This is a genomic window from Providencia rustigianii DSM 4541 (genome assembly GCF_000156395.1).
Taxonomy (GTDB): Bacteria; Pseudomonadota; Gammaproteobacteria; order Enterobacterales; family Enterobacteriaceae; genus Providencia; species Providencia rustigianii.
In genome coordinates, this window is sequence record NZ_GG703817.1 from 1002838 (window position 1) to 1019154 (window position 16317).

Below are 16317 nucleotides of genomic sequence, written 5' to 3' on the forward strand. Positions count from 1 at the left end.
TATAGGTAAAAAAAAAGAAAAGGTCATTTTTGATGAGCGAAAAAGAGAACAATTTTGTTAATAGCGTCACATAAACCACTATCATAATTTTATGAGGAAAATAATAATAAAAAAGACAGAAAATCCCGAAACACCTATTTTAGGCACTTCGGGATTAATCAGTAAATTATGGGCAGATTATTTTCTACATCGAGAAAATAATTAGCTGATAACCTTATTAACAATTTCAATAGCTTCTTTTTCAATCAAGTGAAGATGTTCTTCACCACGAAAACTTTCGCAATAGATTTTATAGGCTTCTTCTGTGCCTGATGGCCTAGCCGCAAACCAACCATGATCTGTCATGATTTTTAGCCCGCCGATCGGTGCACCATTACCCGGAGCTGTCGTTAAGCGCTGAGTAATTTTATCTCCAGCCAAGGTATCTGCCGCTACCATTTCTGGGGAAAGTTTACTGAGTTTAGCTTTCTGCTCATGGGTCGCTTTGGCTTGAATACGGCTATAAATTGGAGCACCAAATTTTTCAGCTAATTTATTATAACGCTGTTGAGGATTTTCCCCTGTTATCGCAGTAATTTCCGCAGCTAATAGGCATAAAATAATGCCATCTTTGTCTGTAGACCATGGGGTTCCATCAAACTTGAGGAATGAAGCTCCTGCACTCTCTTCGCCACCAAATCCTAAGCTACCGTTAAAAAGCCCTTCGACAAACCATTTAAAACCGACTGGCACTTCAATTAATTCCCGTCCGATATCATTAACCACTCGATCAATCATCGCGCTAGAAACTAATGTTTTACCAACAGCAACATCTTTGCCCCACTGAGGACGGTGTTGGAACAGGTAGTCAATAGCAACCGCTAAGTAATGATTTGGATTCATTAAACCATTCGGTGTGACAATACCATGACGATCATAATCAGGGTCATTAGCAAAGGCTAAATCAAACTTCTCTTTCATTCCGAGTAAACCAGCCATCGCCCAACGGGATGAACAGTCCATGCGGATCACTCCATCATGGTCAAGAGGCATAAAACGGAAAGTTTGATCCAATTGGTCATTCACTATTTCTATATCAAGCTGGTAATATTCAGCAATTTTTTTCCAATACTCGATACCAGAGCCACCTAGCGGATCAACGCCAATTTTTAACCCCGACTTTTGAATTGCCTGCATATCCACAACATCACCTAATGCACGAACATAAGGCATGACTAAATCTTGTTCGGTAATATAACCACTCGCCATCGCATCAGAAAAACGTAAATGCTTCACGCCTTCTAAGCTATTTTCTAATAACTGATTTGCGTGCTTTTCAATCACCGATGTTAGATCTGTATCCGCTGGACCGCCATTTGCAGGATTATATTTAATCCCGCCATCTTCAGGTGGGTTATGAGATGGGGTAATTACAATTCCATCAGCAATATTTTGATGAGCTTGGTTATAACTTAAAATGGCATGGGAGACCGCAGGTGTTGGTGTAAAACCATTTTCTTCTTGTACTACAACATGAACCTGATTAGCAGCTAATACCTCAATCACTGTAATGAATGCAGCTTCCGATAGCGCATGAGTATCTTTAGCTACATAGCATGGTCCCGTTACACCTTGCTGCTTACGTAGATCAGCGATAGCTTGCGCGATAGCTAATATATGGTTTTCATTAAAGTTTTTACGTAGAGCACTTCCACGATGTCCAGAAGTCCCAAATTTGACGGCCTGAGAGGCGTCACTTGGTGTTGGCTGCTGCGTATAGTATTGAGCTGTCAGTTGTGCAACATTAATCAAATCACTTTGAAGTGGAAGCTGCCCTGCACGTTCATGAATTGCCACTTGTTATCTCCCAAAGCACTGATGCTCAGCGTCAAACACCAGTGACTTCTCAATGTTTAGATAGTATTACTCACTTTTTCGATGACATTCGCTGGGAATTTCATCTCTTGCATAATCGCATCGACCATACTGCGCTTACGATTTGTATTCGTATTGGTAATCACCCAATATGGCGTACCTGGGATATGGCGAGGCTTAGATTGCTTACCTGCCGCCAGTAGAGTTTGCTCATCCCCTGCAAAATATACGCGAGTACGCCCATGCATTGACTCTGTTGCACTTTCAAAACTCTTAGCATCTAAGCTATATAGTGTTGACAGAATAAGCATAAAACGATCAATCGCTTTATTTTTTTCCGCGTATGCGTCAGAAAGTAATAACTCCCTGATCACTCTCACTGGATTCTGCTCAACAATTTTTGGATTCAAAACCGGTGCAGCCTGTGGCGCTGACGCCTCTAGATTAATTTCTTTTGCGGGTACTGGCTGCTGCGCGGATTTGAAATTCAACATACGGCGCAAAATATCCGATGCACTTTCACCGATATGCATTGTATGGCTTGCAATATAGCGGTAAAGCTCTTCATCAACTTCTATCGTTTTCATTTTTTCCCAGTACTTTTTTAAACTAAAATTCGCGCCAGATTATAAGCCAGATTTGAAAAAAACAAAACAATTAAAATTTCAATAACTTAAAACGAACAGCTGGTTAAGTTTTATGAAATTTCAGTAAGTTATACCCTATTGAAGTGAGTGAAATTTGGTTTTTAGATACAACCATGCCATGATAAGGCTTCCCATCTGACAGATAAGTTTATCGTAGTCCAAATATGACCGAGTTACTAAATTACACAATCCATAAACCTAATGAACCAATCACTTCAACCCCAGTGGTGCTGATCCATGGGCTATTTGGTGATCTGAATAATTTAGGCGTTTTAGGCCGTGACCTACAGAATTACTTCGATACAATTCAAGTGGATGTACGAAATCATGGTGATTCATTCCGTTCATCGGACATGGAATACCAGCAAATGGCAGAAGATATTATCCGATTAGTTAAATCTCTTGGTTACCACAATGCTATTTTGATCGGTCATTCGATGGGTGGAAAAATAGCCATGGCAGCTAGCGAAATTGCACCTGATTTTATTGAAAAAATCGTCGCCATTGATATTGCTCCCGTTGCTTATCAAGTACGCCGTCACGATGAAATCATCGCAGCACTAGAAGCCGTAACACAAGGTCAAGCTAAAACCCGCCAAGAGGCCAGTATCATTATGCGGGAATTTATACCAGAAGATGGAGTGATTCAATTTCTATTAAAATCATTCCGACAAGGTGAATGGAAATTTAACCTGCCATCTTTAAAAGCGAATTATGAAAAAATTATTGGCTGGAAGACTGTGCCTGCATGGAATAAACCCGTACTATTAATTCCTGGTGGTAACTCGCCTTATGTTCAAGCTGAACATCGTGAATTAATTGCAACACAATTCCCTCAAGCCAAAGCATGGGTTGTGGCTGATGCTGGGCACTGGGTACATGCAGAAAAGCCTGAGCATGTCTTACGCGCAATTCATCGTTTCTTAGCGATTCCCAAATAAATTCCCATCTGATATTGTGGTGTTTTTTCATCCAATATCAGATGATATTTCCTTTCTTTATTGAAAATCCCCTCAACAATAAGACTAACTTCAATACACTTGTAATTATGATAATTGTATTATCGTTCTTGAATAAATATTTATTTTTAAGCCCATAAATACATCGGTACAATCAAATATCAAGGATGACTACTAAGCACAATGGACAGTGTTAAAGCACAATCAACAACATATTTTATTGGGATCATAGCTAAACTATCTAACGAAATAGACTATGATGAATTTAAACAAACCACAGCTAATATTTCAAATTATCATGATTATATTAAATTAATTAAAAATAAATATTCAATTAAATGTATTAATAAACACCAAGCTAATAAGCTAATCAATAAAATATCTACTCCTGCAATTTTATACGATACATATGGACAAGCATTTCTTCTTGCCAATCATAATCAAGATCAAGTCCTCATACAGCGATTTGGACAGTGTCCTCCAGAAATTTTAACCTATAAAGAATTAGAAGAAATATGGAATGGTGATTGGTTAAAAGTTAAAATTAAACAAGAAAAATTTGATATTTCATGGTTTCAAATTGAATTCATGAAGTACCGTAAAATAATTATTTTGGTCTTGGTTTTTTCATTTATCTTGCAAATACTCGCCTTAGCATCTCCTATTGTTATGCAAGTTATTATGGATAAAGTACTCATTCATAGTAATTTTATGACTCTCGACTTATTAATTTTAGGTTTGATTATTGCCGCGATAATTGAAGTTATATTAAAAGGATTACGAGAGTATATTTATAATCACACAGTTAATCGGATTGATATTACATTAGGATTAAAGCTAGTTAATCATTTATTACATCTACCTATTCCATTTTTTAAAAATCGTCAAATTGGCGCTATCGTTACTCGAGTTAAAGAACTCGAAACTATTCGAGAATTTTTGACTAGTAGCTTTTTTACTTTATGTGTTGATGTCTTGTTTTTATTTGTTTTTGTCTATGTGATGAGCCTACTGTCTAGTTCCCTCACTTGGCTATTTTTATGCTCAATTCCCTGCTATTTAATTGTCGCTTGGTGGCTAACACCCAAGATTGAAGCTGCGGCTCAGCAGCAATTTGCAAACATTGCTATAAATACATCATTTTTAACCGAAAGCATTAATGGAATTGAAACAGCGAAGAGCCTCTCTATTGAGCCAAACTTCACTCGTCGTTGGGATCAGCAAACAGCCGATATGAGCCAAACTAATTTTGTCTCAGGGCAAATATCTTCACGCTCAGAGCATATTGTGATGGTCATTGAAAAAGTCACCAGCGCAATTATTTTATGGGTTGGGGCCGCTGAGGTTCTCGCTTTACAGCTGACTATAGGGCAATTTATTGCTTTTCATATGATGGTCAGCCATGCCAATCAACCATTAGTTAAGTTGGTAAAATTATGGGGAGATTATATTCGAACTAAAGTTGCCATCGAAAAACTATCCCAAATAATTAATTTACCTATAGAACAGAGTAAACAAGAAAAATACCTTCAGCTCACTGGCGATATCCAATTACATAATCTTAATTTTCGTTATCAACCCAATATGCCGTATATCCTGAATGACTTTAGCTTATCGATCAAAGCCGGGGAAACATTGGGAATAGTCGGGACATCTGGCTCAGGGAAAAGTACATTAGCACGCTTAATTTTACGTCTCTATACGCCAGAAAAAGGCGCAATTTACTTGAATGGAGTGCCCATATCATCGATAAGTTTGAAAATATTAAGAAAACAAGTAGGCATCGTTCTGCAGGAAAACTTTCTATTTAATCAATCTGTTTTCCATAATATTGCACAAACTTCACCAAACGCATCAATGGATCAAGTCGTCCATGCAGCAAAAATGGCAGGGGCTCATGATTTTATTCTTAAACTTCCCATGGGTTATGACACTCTATTGGCTGAAGGAGGTTCTTCGCTATCAGGAGGACAACGTCAACGTATCGCTATAGCCAGAACATTATTATCTGACCCCAAAATCATTATTTTTGATGAAGCCACCAGCGCCCTTGATGATGAATCGCAAGCCGTAATTCAAGAAAATATGCAAGAAATAGCAAAAGGCCGAACTATTATCACGATTGCCCATCGCTTATCAACTATTCGTAACCACCAACGAATTATCGTCATGCAGCAAGGTAAAATTACCGAGCAAGGTAGCCATCAACAATTAATTGATAACGATAAATTTTATAAGCATTTATGGACATTACAACAGTCCCTAAAATAATCACATGGATGTGAAATATGAAACCAAAATCATCAAAAACTTGTTATAACAGTTTTTTACCCTCCCATTTGGCAATTTTAAAAACGCCTCCCTCTTATTTAGCTTTTACCCTAGCGGTTACTATCAGTATGGGCGTATTCATTGCATTAGCTTGGTCTTATTTTGGAAAGCTGGATATTCAAGCGACAACACAAGGAAAGTTAATTGTCTCAGGAAGAACCCAAACTATCCAAGCTTTTGAACTAAGCCGCTTACAACAAATTCATGTAGAAGATGGTCAACTTGTTCAGCAAGGTGACCCATTGCTGAGCGTCAAAGTACTCGGTGTTGATCAAGATATTTTAAGTTTACATTACCAAAAGAATTTTCATGCTAGTGAACAATTAATTCATCATGCGCTGATTCACCAGCAACATATTGAAGATACGCCACAATATATGCAGCTATCACTAACAGAACAGAAGAGAACTCAACTCAGTTATCAAACAATAAAAAAAGAATATGAAACCTTATTAAATGAAATTACCAATGAACTCCAACTTAACCGTGTTAATTATCACGCTAGAGAACGAGAACTCAAAGATATCAACACGTTAATGGGGAATATTAGGAAAAGGTTGAATGCTCATAATTCCCTTAGCCAAAAACAGCTGATTAGCCAAAAAGAGTTCTTAGAACAAGAGCGCGAGTTATTAATCGCTAAGAAAGAAAAAACCACCAAACAATCTGAGCTATCTATATTAGATAGTCAGCATCATTCTTTACAAGAAAAACTGGAGCGGATTAAAGCACAAAAATACCAAGAATGGCATGAAAAAGCACAGCAAGCTGAATTTAAATTCGTCTCACTGGAACAAGAATTGATTAAAAATCAAGAACGGAATCAATTAGAAGTGATCCGAGCGCCTGTTGATGGAACAGTCCAACAAATAACAACATATACCCTTGGGGCTGTATTACAACCCGCCCAACAATTAATGGTAATAGTCCCAAATAACCATGTTCAATTAGCTGAAGTAAAAATACTTAACAAAGATATTGGCTTTATTCAAGAAGGGCTAAAAGCTGACGTTAAAATCGATGCATTTCCATATACTCGTTATGGCACGATTGAGGGTGAGCTACTTTCTATCTCTAGAGACAGCACGTTGGATGAGAACTTAGGCTTAGTTTATTTAGCACAAATTGGTTTAACTAAAAAACAATTATTGGTGGAAGGAAAGCAAATTGAGTTAACCCCCGGTTTATCGATTGTTGCAGAAATTAAAACCGATAAACGTCGAATCATTGATTACTTACTCAGTCCAATTAATGAATATACATCCACTGCGATGAGAGAGAAATAATCGATGGAAGCGATAAATAATCACGGCTTGGAAGCCTTAGTGTGGATAGCTAATCATTATCAAAAAAACGTGACTAAAGAACAACTAATGCATGCCATTGGTATGCAAACTATTTCACCGACTGATTTAGAGCTCAGAGAATGTGCTCAAGTCATTGGCTATGAAACTCAGCAAGTTTCCCTAACCTACCAGCAATTGGCTCAAATCCCACTGCCGGCACTGATTTTTATCGATCAGCAATGGCATATTTTAACTCAAAACCAGCCATTGACCGTGATGTCAGCGCAAGGAAGTGAAATAGTCCAATGGCAGGATAATAATCAATTAGAATACCCCGTACTGCTCATTAAAGAGCAACTTGAGCCGGAACAAAAAAGAGCTTTTGGAATCGGTTGGTTTATCCCATCAATTATTCGTCAACGCTTTAAACTGAAAAATATTTTCATATTAGCTGCAATTGTACAGTTATTTGCCTTAATCAGCCCTTTATTATTTCAAAATCTTATTGATAAAGTTTTAGTCGGGCGCAGCTTACCAAATCTGCATATACTCGCTCTAGGAATATTGGCTATTGCTATTGCAGAACCCATCTACAGCTTTATTCGAAATAAAATATTTAGTCATACTAGTTCCCAAATTAGTGCAGAACTATCAGGTAAGATTTATCGCCATCTGATGGCATTACCACTAAATTATTTTACATTAAGACCTACGGGAAAAATTATTGCACGAGTTCGAGAGCTAGCCCATATCCGCCAATTTTTAACAGGCTCAACTCTCATGCTGTTTATTGATTTTATCTTTGTCATTTTATTTATTGCCGTGCTCTTTTCTTATAGCAGCATAATGACATGGCTATTAGTTGGCTCGATGGGTGTCTTTTTTATTCTTTGGATGATTTTAGGCCCCGTCATTCGCCAACAAACCGAGAAATCTTATCAAGCTGATGAAAACGGACTAACTTTTCTAACGGAATCCATTAGCGGTATTGAGACGATTAAAACCACCGCAACTGAGAAATATTTTTATCAACGCTGGCAAAAAATACTCAGTAAACAATTAACCCAAAACTTCAAAGTATCCATACGCAGCGTAATTGCCACTCAGTTGATGACATTGGTCAGTAAAATCACAACGGCTCTGTTACTGTGGATTGGTGTTAAAGAAGTGCTCAACGGTAACATCACGCCAGGTGAACTCGTCGCCTACAATATGCTGAGCGCTCATGTGACTCAACCTGTATTACGCTTCGCACAAATTTGGCAGGATTTTCAACACACCATTATTTCACTACGCCGAGTTGGCGACATTTTAGATAAACCCATTGAGAACGAGCGAAAAGGTATTGCCAGCTCAGCTACCATCCAAGGCCAAATTGAGTTTCAAAATATTCGCTTTCGTTATCAGCCAGAAACCCCTGAAGTATTAAATAATCTTAGCTTATCAATTAAAGCAGGAGAATTTATTGGGATAACAGGGCCTTCTGGTTCGGGGAAAAGCACCCTAACCAAACTATTACAGCGGTTATACATTCCACAGCATGGGCAAGTTATTGTCGATGGTATGGATTTAGCCGTCGCAGATACCGTCGCACTACGTCGACGAATGAGCGTGGTATTACAGGAAAGTACTTTGTTTGTCGGAACAATTGCAGAAAATATTCGATTAAGCCTACCCCAAGCCAGTGATGAGCAAATTATTCGAGCGGCAAAATTAGCTGGAGCTTACGATTTTATTATGTCTTTACCTGACAATTTTAATTACCCTTTATCAGAAAAAGGACTCAATTTATCTGGGGGGCAGCGACAACGGATTGCTTTAGCTCGCGCCCTACTCACTGAACCCGATATATTGATCCTCGATGAAGCGACATCAGCCTTAGATTATGAATCAGAGTCTGCCATCATGGCAAATATGCCAATGATAACTGAAGGGCGAACAGTCATTAGTATTGCACATCGGCTCAATACTATTATGGGGGCTGATAAAATTTATGTCATTCGCGATGGCGAAGTTGCAGAAGCAGATACTCACCAAAACCTGCTAAAACGAAATGGAATTTATGCCAGTTTATGGCGGCAGCAAACCCACTAATCAGATTAAAAAAGCATCACAGTCGATATTCGTGATGCTTTTTTCATAAAAGAGTTCTTTTTTTAATCTATTAAATAGCTTAGCTAAGCATACACCTATAGCACTAGGGATTCAGCTAGGGTATCATTGCGCGCTGAATTACTGGCACACCCCTTCCTTTAGCAATAGTAGATATGGCAAAAGAACAAACTGATCGCACCACACTGGATTTGTTTGCTGAAGAACGCAGGCCTGGGCGACCAAAAACTAGTCCGTTATCGCGGGATGAGCAATTACGAATCAACAAGCGAAATCAACTAAGACGAGATAAAGTCAAAGGATTACGTCGCGTTGAGTTAAAATTAAATGAAGAAGCTGTCGCGGTCTTAAATCAGTTAGCTGAAGAGAAAAACATAAGCCGTAGTGAGTTAATTGAAGAAATTTTAATGGCTCAACTTGAGCAGGTTAGTGAAATAGTTAACCGCTAGCTTCATCTGAATAAATCACACAAATTTGACAGACTTACACCGGGTTTTTCGCCAAAATAAGGCGTAAATTGTACCTATTTTCGTTCTATTTTAGTTTTAGCGATAACAGAAAATTTTTCCGTCCGCTAGAAAAACAAGAGGTTAATCACTTTATGGCAGTTATAGGCATTTTCTTCGGAAGTGACACAGGTAACACAGAAAATATTGCCAAAATGATCCAAGAAAGATTAGGCAAAGACGTAGCAGAAGTCCACGATATCGCTAAATGCACAAAAGAAGATATTGAAGCTTTTGACATTCTACTGCTTGGCATCCCAACTTGGTACTATGGTGAAGCACAATGTGACTGGGATGATTTCTTCCCAACTCTGGAAGAAATTGACTTTAATGGCAAGCTAGTTGCATTGTTTGGTTGTGGAGATCAAGAAGACTACGCTGAATATTTCTGCGATGCGATGGGCACTATCCGTGACATTATCGAACCTCGCGGTGCCGTGATCGTTGGCCATTGGTCAACGGAAGGTTACCATTTTGAGGCTTCTAAAGGAATGGCAGACGACAATCACTTTATTGGTTTAGCCATTGATGAAGACCGTCAACCTGAGTTAACGGAAGAACGTGTAGACGCGTGGGTAAAACAAATCTCTGAAGAAATGTCTCTGGCTGAAATTCTTGGTTAAGAATGACATTAGTTGCCAATTAAAAGCGTGATCCAGCAGATAAGATGTCGATTAGATATCCTATTATGGACACGCTTTTTGAACATCATCAAAATAATGAGACAATGCATGGTTTCTATTTTTATTTTCCATGCCTATAATTGTAAATCAGTTTAGAAGACAACTGGATTTTTGTTAAAAATGTCTCATTATTGTTAAATTTATGATTTAAGATACAGGACAAACCCGCATGACAGATAATAATAAAGCATTGAAAAATGCAGGACTCAAAGTCACTCTTCCGAGATTGAAGATTTTGGAAGTACTTCAGGAGCCTGAGTGCCATCACGTCAGCGCGGAAGATCTCTATAAAAAGCTGATCGATATCGGTGAAGAAATTGGTTTAGCGACGGTATACCGCGTATTAAATCAGTTTGATGATGCAGGCATTGTAACTCGTCATAACTTCGAAGGTGGCAAATCTGTATTCGAATTGACCCAACAACATCACCATGACCATTTAATCTGCTTAGATTGTGGTAAAGTGATTGAGTTTACAGATGAGTCGATTGAGTCACGCCAAAGAGACATTGCAACACGTCACGGAATCAAACTGTCTAATCACAGTTTATATCTATACGGTCACTGCGCTGAAGGTGACTGCCGTGATAATGCGGATGCTCACGAAGAAAAATAGTCACTTCGTGATTAATAATTTCTAATAAAGCTGCTCATTACTGCAATAAGCACTTTAATATTAAAATACCCATCTAATGTTTATTAATGGGTATTTTCACTTATATCTGCCAATAAACTTCTCCTTTTCATTCTAAATTTGTGTATCTGCGGCTATTTATAAAAAATAAACAACTTAATTTCCTCAGATAAAACTGAAATTATCTTCTATTCTTTAAATTGTTCTGTACTATTTTAATTTAAACTTATTATCAAATTAATGTGTAAGAGATTATGGAATGAAAAAACATATCTATTTCTTAATACTGGTTTTTTCTTCTGGCTTCTTACTTTGATAGCGTGGTTTTTTAGATATTCAACGGTTGCCATCATTGCGTTCATATCTTCAATCATCTGTTTAGCTTTATATTTCAATCATAAAAAGGTTAGCCACATGTTCAACAAAAAGCAAAGTAAGTCAGAACCCACCCCTACTATCAATAGAGAAGAAATCACATCCCAAGTAATAGAGGAAAAATCATTAGCATCAACGCCAGTGATTAGTGAAGACAAAACCAATACCGTTATTGCTCGCGATGTTATTTTTGAAGGAAATATTACCTCCAATGAACAAGTCCATATTTATGGAAAAGTAATTGGCAATATCGTAGGTAAAAATAACACAGTTAAAATTATGCAAAACGGCCATGTTACCGGCAATATAACTAGCAGTGAATTATTAGTTAATGGCAAAGTTGAAGGTGAGTGCCTGTCCGAAACCATTAATATAGATACTAATGGTGAAATATACGGAACCATCCGTTATTCGAGTCTATCGATTAAAAAAGGGGGAGTATTCTCCGGTCATGCAGAAGTAAAATCAGCCACCAAAACTAACGATAATATCACCGTATTTAAAGAAAAATTAAAATTGGATGAACACCTTCAAAACCTAACGCCAGATGTTGGTTCACTCTAATTTCGATAAAATATGCTTACTTAATAGAAACGCATTCATATTAATGAAGTAAAGGCGACATTGATGTCGCCTTTACTTTAAGACAAATTAGTATTGCTCAAACATTTCCTGGATTTTTTTCGGATCTTTAGTTTGAGTTAAGGCTAACTGAAGTAAAACTCGTGCTTTTTGTGGACTTAATCTTTCTGATGCGACAAAACCATATAAATTATCATCAACTTCTGCATTACGCGTTGTATAGCCAGTTGGTACTCGGCTTGAGCGCACCACAACAATATCGTCTTTAGCAGCATTGGCTAAAGAATCGAAAATAGTTTTATACATATTTCCGTTACCTACACCAGCACTCACGATCCCCTGCACACCTTCTTCACGTAATGCTTTAACTGGAGCAGCTGAAGCATTGGCATAATTATAAACAATACCGACCGCAGGCAATTTCTCTAACTTACTCACATCAAAAGCGGCTTTATCACTACGAGGTTGAGCCGCTTGATAGTAGGTTACTTTTCCATCATGAATAAACCCTTCCGCACCACCATTGACTGCATCGAACGCTTGAACTTCCGTGGTGCTCATTTTCATGACATTGCGACCTTGGATCACTTTGTCGTTCATTGCCATCAATACGCCACGATCTCCTGCTGACTTGTCTGATGCTAAAATAACCGCATTATACAGGTTAAGAGGGCCATCAGCCCCTAATGCAGTAGAAGGTCGCATTGCCCCCACCATCACAATCGGTTTTTTACAAGATGTAGTTAAGTCAAGGAAAAACGCGGTTTCTTCCATGGTATCAGTACCATGAGTGATCACAAATCCATCAGTTTTATTACAATCTTGGTTAATTTTTTTAGCTAAGGTCAACCAAACTTGGTCATTCATGTCTTGAGAGCCAATATTAACTAACTGCTCACCACTCAGATTTGCAATTTTTTTGGTCTCAGGAACTGCGTTTAACAACGAATCAATCCCAACTTTACCCGCTTGGTAGCTTGACCCCGTCGCCGATTCTCCACCACCAGCAATTGTTCCTCCCGTTGCCAATACAGTGATATTAGGCTGTGCAAATGCAGATACGGCAAACAGTGAAACCAGTGTCGCTAGTAGAGCTTTATTTCTGTTTTTCATCCTATTTTCCTTTAACTCAATAAATAGCCATTTTCTAATTTAAATAAACTCACGTTATTATGTGGATTTAATCTCAGAGTGTTGTGACCTACTTTGTCATTTTAATAAATTTTAATTTTCCACTATGACATTGTCTTGAATAAAAAGCGTGAGCAGTAAAGGAAAAGCCCGTATCATAGTCAATATCTGAAACATGCCATTTACAAGTGACTGACAATGAGCCAAACATTTATTCCCGGCAAAGATGCCGCTCTCGAAGACTCCATTAATGCATTCCAAACTAAGCTACAAAAATTAGGTTTTGATATAGAAGAAGCCTCTTGGCTAAATCCTGTGCCAAATGTTTGGTCGGTTCATATTCGAGATAAAGAGTGTGCGCTATGTTTCACCAACGGTAAAGGTGCTAGCAAAAAAGCGGCATTAGCCTCAGCATTAGGTGAATATTTTGAGCGTTTATCCACAAACTATTTCTTTGCAGATTTTTATTTAGGTAAATCCATTGCTGAAGGTGATTTTGTTCATTACCCTGATGAGAAATGGTTCCCACTGCCTGAAGATGACAGCCTACCACAAGGCCTGTTAGATGAACGTCTAGTCAAATTTTACGATCCCGATAACGAGCTCGCTGCAAGTCAATTAATAGACTTACAATCGGGTAATGAAGAGCGCGGCATCTGCGCTTTACCATTTACTCGTCAATCTGATAATAGCACTGTGTATATACCAATGAATATTGTCGGTAATCTGTATGTTTCTAATGGTATGTCTGCGGGAAACACGGCGAATGAAGCTCGTGTTCAAGGGCTATCTGAAGTCTTTGAACGTTTCGTAAAAAACAAAATAATTGCTGAAAGTATTAGCCTACCAACTATTCCTGATGACGTAATGTCTCGTTATCCTGGCGTTGTTGAAGCTATCAATACACTGGAAAAAGAAGGCTTCCCAATTTTTTGTTACGATGCCTCTCTGGGTGGGCAATTTCCAGTAATTTGTGTGGTTCTATTTAACCCACAAAACGGAACCTGCTTCGCTTCCTTTGGCGCTCACCCTGACTTTGGTGTGGCATTAGAACGAACAGTCACTGAATTACTGCAAGGTCGTGGCCTGAAAGATTTAGATGTCTTCAACGCACCGACTTTCGATGATGAAGAAGTGGCAGAACATACTAACTTAGAAACTCACTTCATTGATTCAAGCGGTTTAGTTAGCTGGGATCTATTCAAAGATGATGCTGATTATCCATTCGTGGACTGGAGTTTTAAAGGCTCTACAACTGAAGAGTTTGCAACTCTGATTAGTATTTTCAATAAGCTAGATGCTGAAGTATATATTGCTGACTACAATCATCTGGGTGTCTATGCTTGTCGTATTTTAGTGCCGGGAATGTCTGATATTTATCCTGTTGAAGACCTGCACATTGCCAACAATGCCATGGGGGCTTATTTACGCGACACCATCATGAGCTTACCTGATAGCACATGGGAAAAAGCCGATTATCTGGCCCTGATTGAGCAATTAGATGATGATGGATTAGATGACTTCACCCGTGTACGCGAATTGCTAGGTTTGGCTGTAGGTAAAGATAATGGCTGGAGCAATCTGCGCATTGGTGAATTAAAATCGATGTTAGCACTAGCTGGTGGTGATCTTGAGCAAGCTCTTGCGTGGGTTGAGTGGGCTCAAGACTTTAATGGTTCGGCATTTACACCTGAACGAGCCAACTATTACCGTTGCCTACAAACACTACTGCAACTTTCCCTAGAAGAAGATAGAGATCCTGCGCAATATTACAATGCTTTTGTTCGCATGTATGGCCAAGAAGCGGTCGATGCGGCATCAGCAGCGATTGCAGGTGAATCTTGTTTTTACGGCCTATGGTCAATTGATGAAAATTTAAAAGCTTTACCGGCTCATCAAGGGCTATTAGCTGCTTATGAAAAGCTGCAAAAAGCAAAACGAGCTAACGCATAAATATCTAAATACGATATTGGCCTTCGGGCCTTTATCTTTACTTAAGTAATATTTGATTTCAATCACATAATAATTATCGAAATTAATTAACATTCCTCTGTATAAATTTACTTATTAAACGTGTTTAGCCGCTCCCTATAAAAAAATTTTATAAAACTTAAAAAATATTTTTATCATTAAAATCAATCGGTTAAATCGGTTTTTGACGTTTTTTGAGCTATTCAAACCCCATTCTCTTAACACTTCATGATCCACATCAAATTTATCAGAACGCCCGTTTGTTACTATAATTGCGTGCTATAATTAATCAACTTTGTAAGAGAGTGTTAGTATGAAAGCTGACAACCCTTTTAATTTATTATCTCCTGCTGTCATGGCGCAAGTTGCTGATGATGTAGGTGTTTATAAAACGAACAAACACCCAGCTATTACCTACTTGTCAGCATTCACTGCTGGTATCTTTATCTCTATCGCTTTCGTTTTCTATATCACTGCAACAACAGGTGCAGCAAGTGCTCCTTACGGTTTCACTAAACTGATTGGCGGTATCTGCTTCTCCCTTGGATTAATGTTAGTTGTTGTATGCGGTGCTGACTTATTTACATCCACTGTTCTTACCATCGTATCTAAAGCAACGGGCAAAATCACTTGGGGAAAAATGTTCCTAAACTGGTTTAACGTCTATATAGGTAACTTAATCGGTGCGTTATTTTTTGTTTTCATTATTTGGTTTGCTGGACAATACGCTGCTGCAAACGGTCAGTGGGGTCTAAATGTTCTACAAACAGCTAACTATAAATTGCACCATACCTTTGTTGAGGCTGTGTTTTTAGGTATCTTAGCTAACCTGATGGTATGCCTAGCCGTTTGGATGAGTTATGCAGGTCGTAGCTTAACTGACAAACTGGTAGTATTGATTCTGCCAATCGCAATGTTTGTCGCTAGCGGCTTTGAACATAGCATTGCAAATATGTTTATGATCCCTCTAGCTATCATGATTAAAGAATTCGCCCCTGTTGAATTTTGGTCAAATATCAACATGGCACCAGAACAATTTTCTAACTTAACTGTTGGGAACTTTATTACCGAAAATTTAATACCAGTAACTATCGGAAATATTATTGGCGGCGCAGTGTTAGTCGGCCTGATTTACTGGTTAATGCATCTACGTAGTAGTGATCAGCATTAATCTCTCTTGATTAATGGCTATCGCGATTACAAGTACACAAAGATTTATTAAGATCCCTCAAAGATCCATTGTTAA

13 protein-coding genes are annotated in these 16317 nt (G+C 38.2%); 10 read left to right on the top strand and 3 right to left on the bottom strand.

Annotation, left to right across the window (positions count from 1 at the left end):
- Positions 1 to 201 precede the first annotated feature (201 nt).
- Positions 202 to 1836 carry a phosphoglucomutase (alpha-D-glucose-1,6-bisphosphate-dependent) gene (pgm, locus tag PROVRUST_RS04800; protein ID WP_006813587.1) on the bottom strand — a complete coding sequence of 545 codons (1635 nt, stop codon included), beginning with the start codon at positions 1834 to 1836 and terminating at the stop codon, positions 202 to 204.
- 56 nt (positions 1837 to 1892) lie between these two features.
- Positions 1893 to 2441 carry a replication initiation negative regulator SeqA gene (gene seqA, locus PROVRUST_RS04805; protein ID WP_006813588.1) on the bottom strand — a complete coding sequence of 183 codons (549 nt, stop codon included), beginning with the start codon at positions 2439 to 2441 and terminating at the stop codon, positions 1893 to 1895.
- 224 nt (positions 2442 to 2665) lie between these two features.
- Here seqA and PROVRUST_RS04810 point away from each other — a divergent pair, with 224 nt between their 5' ends.
- The 8 genes from PROVRUST_RS04810 to PROVRUST_RS04845 all read left to right on the top strand — a co-directional run bounded on the left by PROVRUST_RS04810 (position 2666) and on the right by PROVRUST_RS04845 (position 11951).
- The gene (locus PROVRUST_RS04810; protein ID WP_006813589.1) at positions 2666 to 3442 is read left to right on the top strand and encodes an alpha/beta fold hydrolase; all 777 of its coding nucleotides are present in this window, start codon (positions 2666 to 2668) and stop codon (positions 3440 to 3442) included.
- A gap of 201 nt (positions 3443 to 3643) precedes the next feature.
- Positions 3644 to 5731 carry a peptidase domain-containing ABC transporter gene (locus PROVRUST_RS04815; RefSeq protein ID WP_006813590.1) on the top strand — a complete coding sequence of 696 codons (2088 nt, stop codon included), beginning with the start codon at positions 3644 to 3646 and terminating at the stop codon, positions 5729 to 5731.
- A gap of 17 nt (positions 5732 to 5748) precedes the next feature.
- Complete coding sequence (locus PROVRUST_RS04820) at positions 5749 to 7077, top strand: HlyD family type I secretion periplasmic adaptor subunit (protein ID WP_039854306.1); 1329 nt, start codon at positions 5749 to 5751, stop codon at positions 7075 to 7077.
- A 3-nt stretch (positions 7078 to 7080) separates the two neighbouring features.
- Positions 7081 to 9171: a type I secretion system permease/ATPase gene (locus PROVRUST_RS04825; RefSeq protein WP_006813592.1), complete on the top strand. Its 2091-nt coding sequence runs from the start codon at positions 7081 to 7083 to the stop codon at positions 9169 to 9171.
- Positions 9172 to 9344: 173 nt separating this feature from the next.
- Positions 9345 to 9638, top strand: a complete 294-nt coding sequence (gene ybfE, locus PROVRUST_RS04830; RefSeq protein WP_006813593.1) for a LexA regulated protein — start codon at positions 9345 to 9347, stop codon at positions 9636 to 9638.
- Positions 9639 to 9790: 152 nt separating this feature from the next.
- Positions 9791 to 10318 carry a flavodoxin FldA gene (gene fldA / locus PROVRUST_RS04835; RefSeq protein WP_006813594.1) on the top strand — a complete coding sequence of 176 codons (528 nt, stop codon included), beginning with the start codon at positions 9791 to 9793 and terminating at the stop codon, positions 10316 to 10318.
- Between the two features lie 229 nt (positions 10319 to 10547).
- Positions 10548 to 10994 carry a ferric iron uptake transcriptional regulator gene (gene fur / locus PROVRUST_RS04840; protein WP_006813595.1) on the top strand — a complete coding sequence of 149 codons (447 nt, stop codon included), beginning with the start codon at positions 10548 to 10550 and terminating at the stop codon, positions 10992 to 10994.
- A gap of 432 nt (positions 10995 to 11426) precedes the next feature.
- On the top strand, positions 11427 to 11951 hold the full coding sequence (locus tag PROVRUST_RS04845) for a bactofilin family protein (protein ID WP_248696622.1): 525 nt from the start codon (positions 11427 to 11429) through the stop codon (positions 11949 to 11951).
- Between the two features lie 87 nt (positions 11952 to 12038).
- Here PROVRUST_RS04845 and ansB read toward each other — a convergent pair whose 3' ends face one another.
- Positions 12039 to 13082: an L-asparaginase 2 gene (ansB, locus tag PROVRUST_RS04850; protein ID WP_006813597.1), complete on the bottom strand. Its 1044-nt coding sequence runs from the start codon at positions 13080 to 13082 to the stop codon at positions 12039 to 12041.
- A gap of 216 nt (positions 13083 to 13298) precedes the next feature.
- Here ansB and ycaO point away from each other — a divergent pair, with 216 nt between their 5' ends.
- On the top strand, positions 13299 to 15053 hold the full coding sequence (ycaO, locus tag PROVRUST_RS04855; RefSeq protein WP_006813598.1) for a 30S ribosomal protein S12 methylthiotransferase accessory factor YcaO: 1755 nt from the start codon (positions 13299 to 13301) through the stop codon (positions 15051 to 15053).
- A gap of 331 nt (positions 15054 to 15384) precedes the next feature.
- Positions 15385 to 16242, top strand: coding sequence for a formate transporter FocA (gene focA / locus PROVRUST_RS04860; RefSeq protein ID WP_006813599.1), 858 nt, complete (start codon positions 15385 to 15387; stop codon positions 16240 to 16242).
- Positions 16243 to 16317 lie beyond the last annotated feature (75 nt).

What these genes read in the sequence shown, in the direction of transcription:
- ybfE (WP_006813593.1), top strand. Translation starts at nt 9,345, where the DNA reads ATGGCAAAAGAACAAACTGATCGCACCACACTGGATTTGTTTGCTGAA.
- ansB (WP_006813597.1), bottom strand. Translation starts at nt 13,082, where the DNA reads ATGAAAAACAGAAATAAAGCTCTACTAGCGACACTGGTTTCACTGTTT.
- PROVRUST_RS04820 (WP_039854306.1), top strand. Translation starts at nt 5,749, where the DNA reads ATGAAACCAAAATCATCAAAAACTTGTTATAACAGTTTTTTACCCTCC.
- PROVRUST_RS04810 (WP_006813589.1), top strand. Translation starts at nt 2,666, where the DNA reads ATGACCGAGTTACTAAATTACACAATCCATAAACCTAATGAACCAATC.
- focA (WP_006813599.1), top strand. Translation starts at nt 15,385, where the DNA reads ATGAAAGCTGACAACCCTTTTAATTTATTATCTCCTGCTGTCATGGCG.
- PROVRUST_RS04825 (WP_006813592.1), top strand. Translation starts at nt 7,081, where the DNA reads ATGGAAGCGATAAATAATCACGGCTTGGAAGCCTTAGTGTGGATAGCT.
- fur (WP_006813595.1), top strand. Translation starts at nt 10,548, where the DNA reads ATGACAGATAATAATAAAGCATTGAAAAATGCAGGACTCAAAGTCACT.
- seqA (WP_006813588.1), bottom strand. Translation starts at nt 2,441, where the DNA reads ATGAAAACGATAGAAGTTGATGAAGAGCTTTACCGCTATATTGCAAGC.
- PROVRUST_RS04845 (WP_248696622.1), top strand. Translation starts at nt 11,427, where the DNA reads ATGTTCAACAAAAAGCAAAGTAAGTCAGAACCCACCCCTACTATCAAT.
- ycaO (WP_006813598.1), top strand. Translation starts at nt 13,299, where the DNA reads ATGAGCCAAACATTTATTCCCGGCAAAGATGCCGCTCTCGAAGACTCC.
- PROVRUST_RS04815 (WP_006813590.1), top strand. Translation starts at nt 3,644, where the DNA reads ATGGACAGTGTTAAAGCACAATCAACAACATATTTTATTGGGATCATA.
- fldA (WP_006813594.1), top strand. Translation starts at nt 9,791, where the DNA reads ATGGCAGTTATAGGCATTTTCTTCGGAAGTGACACAGGTAACACAGAA.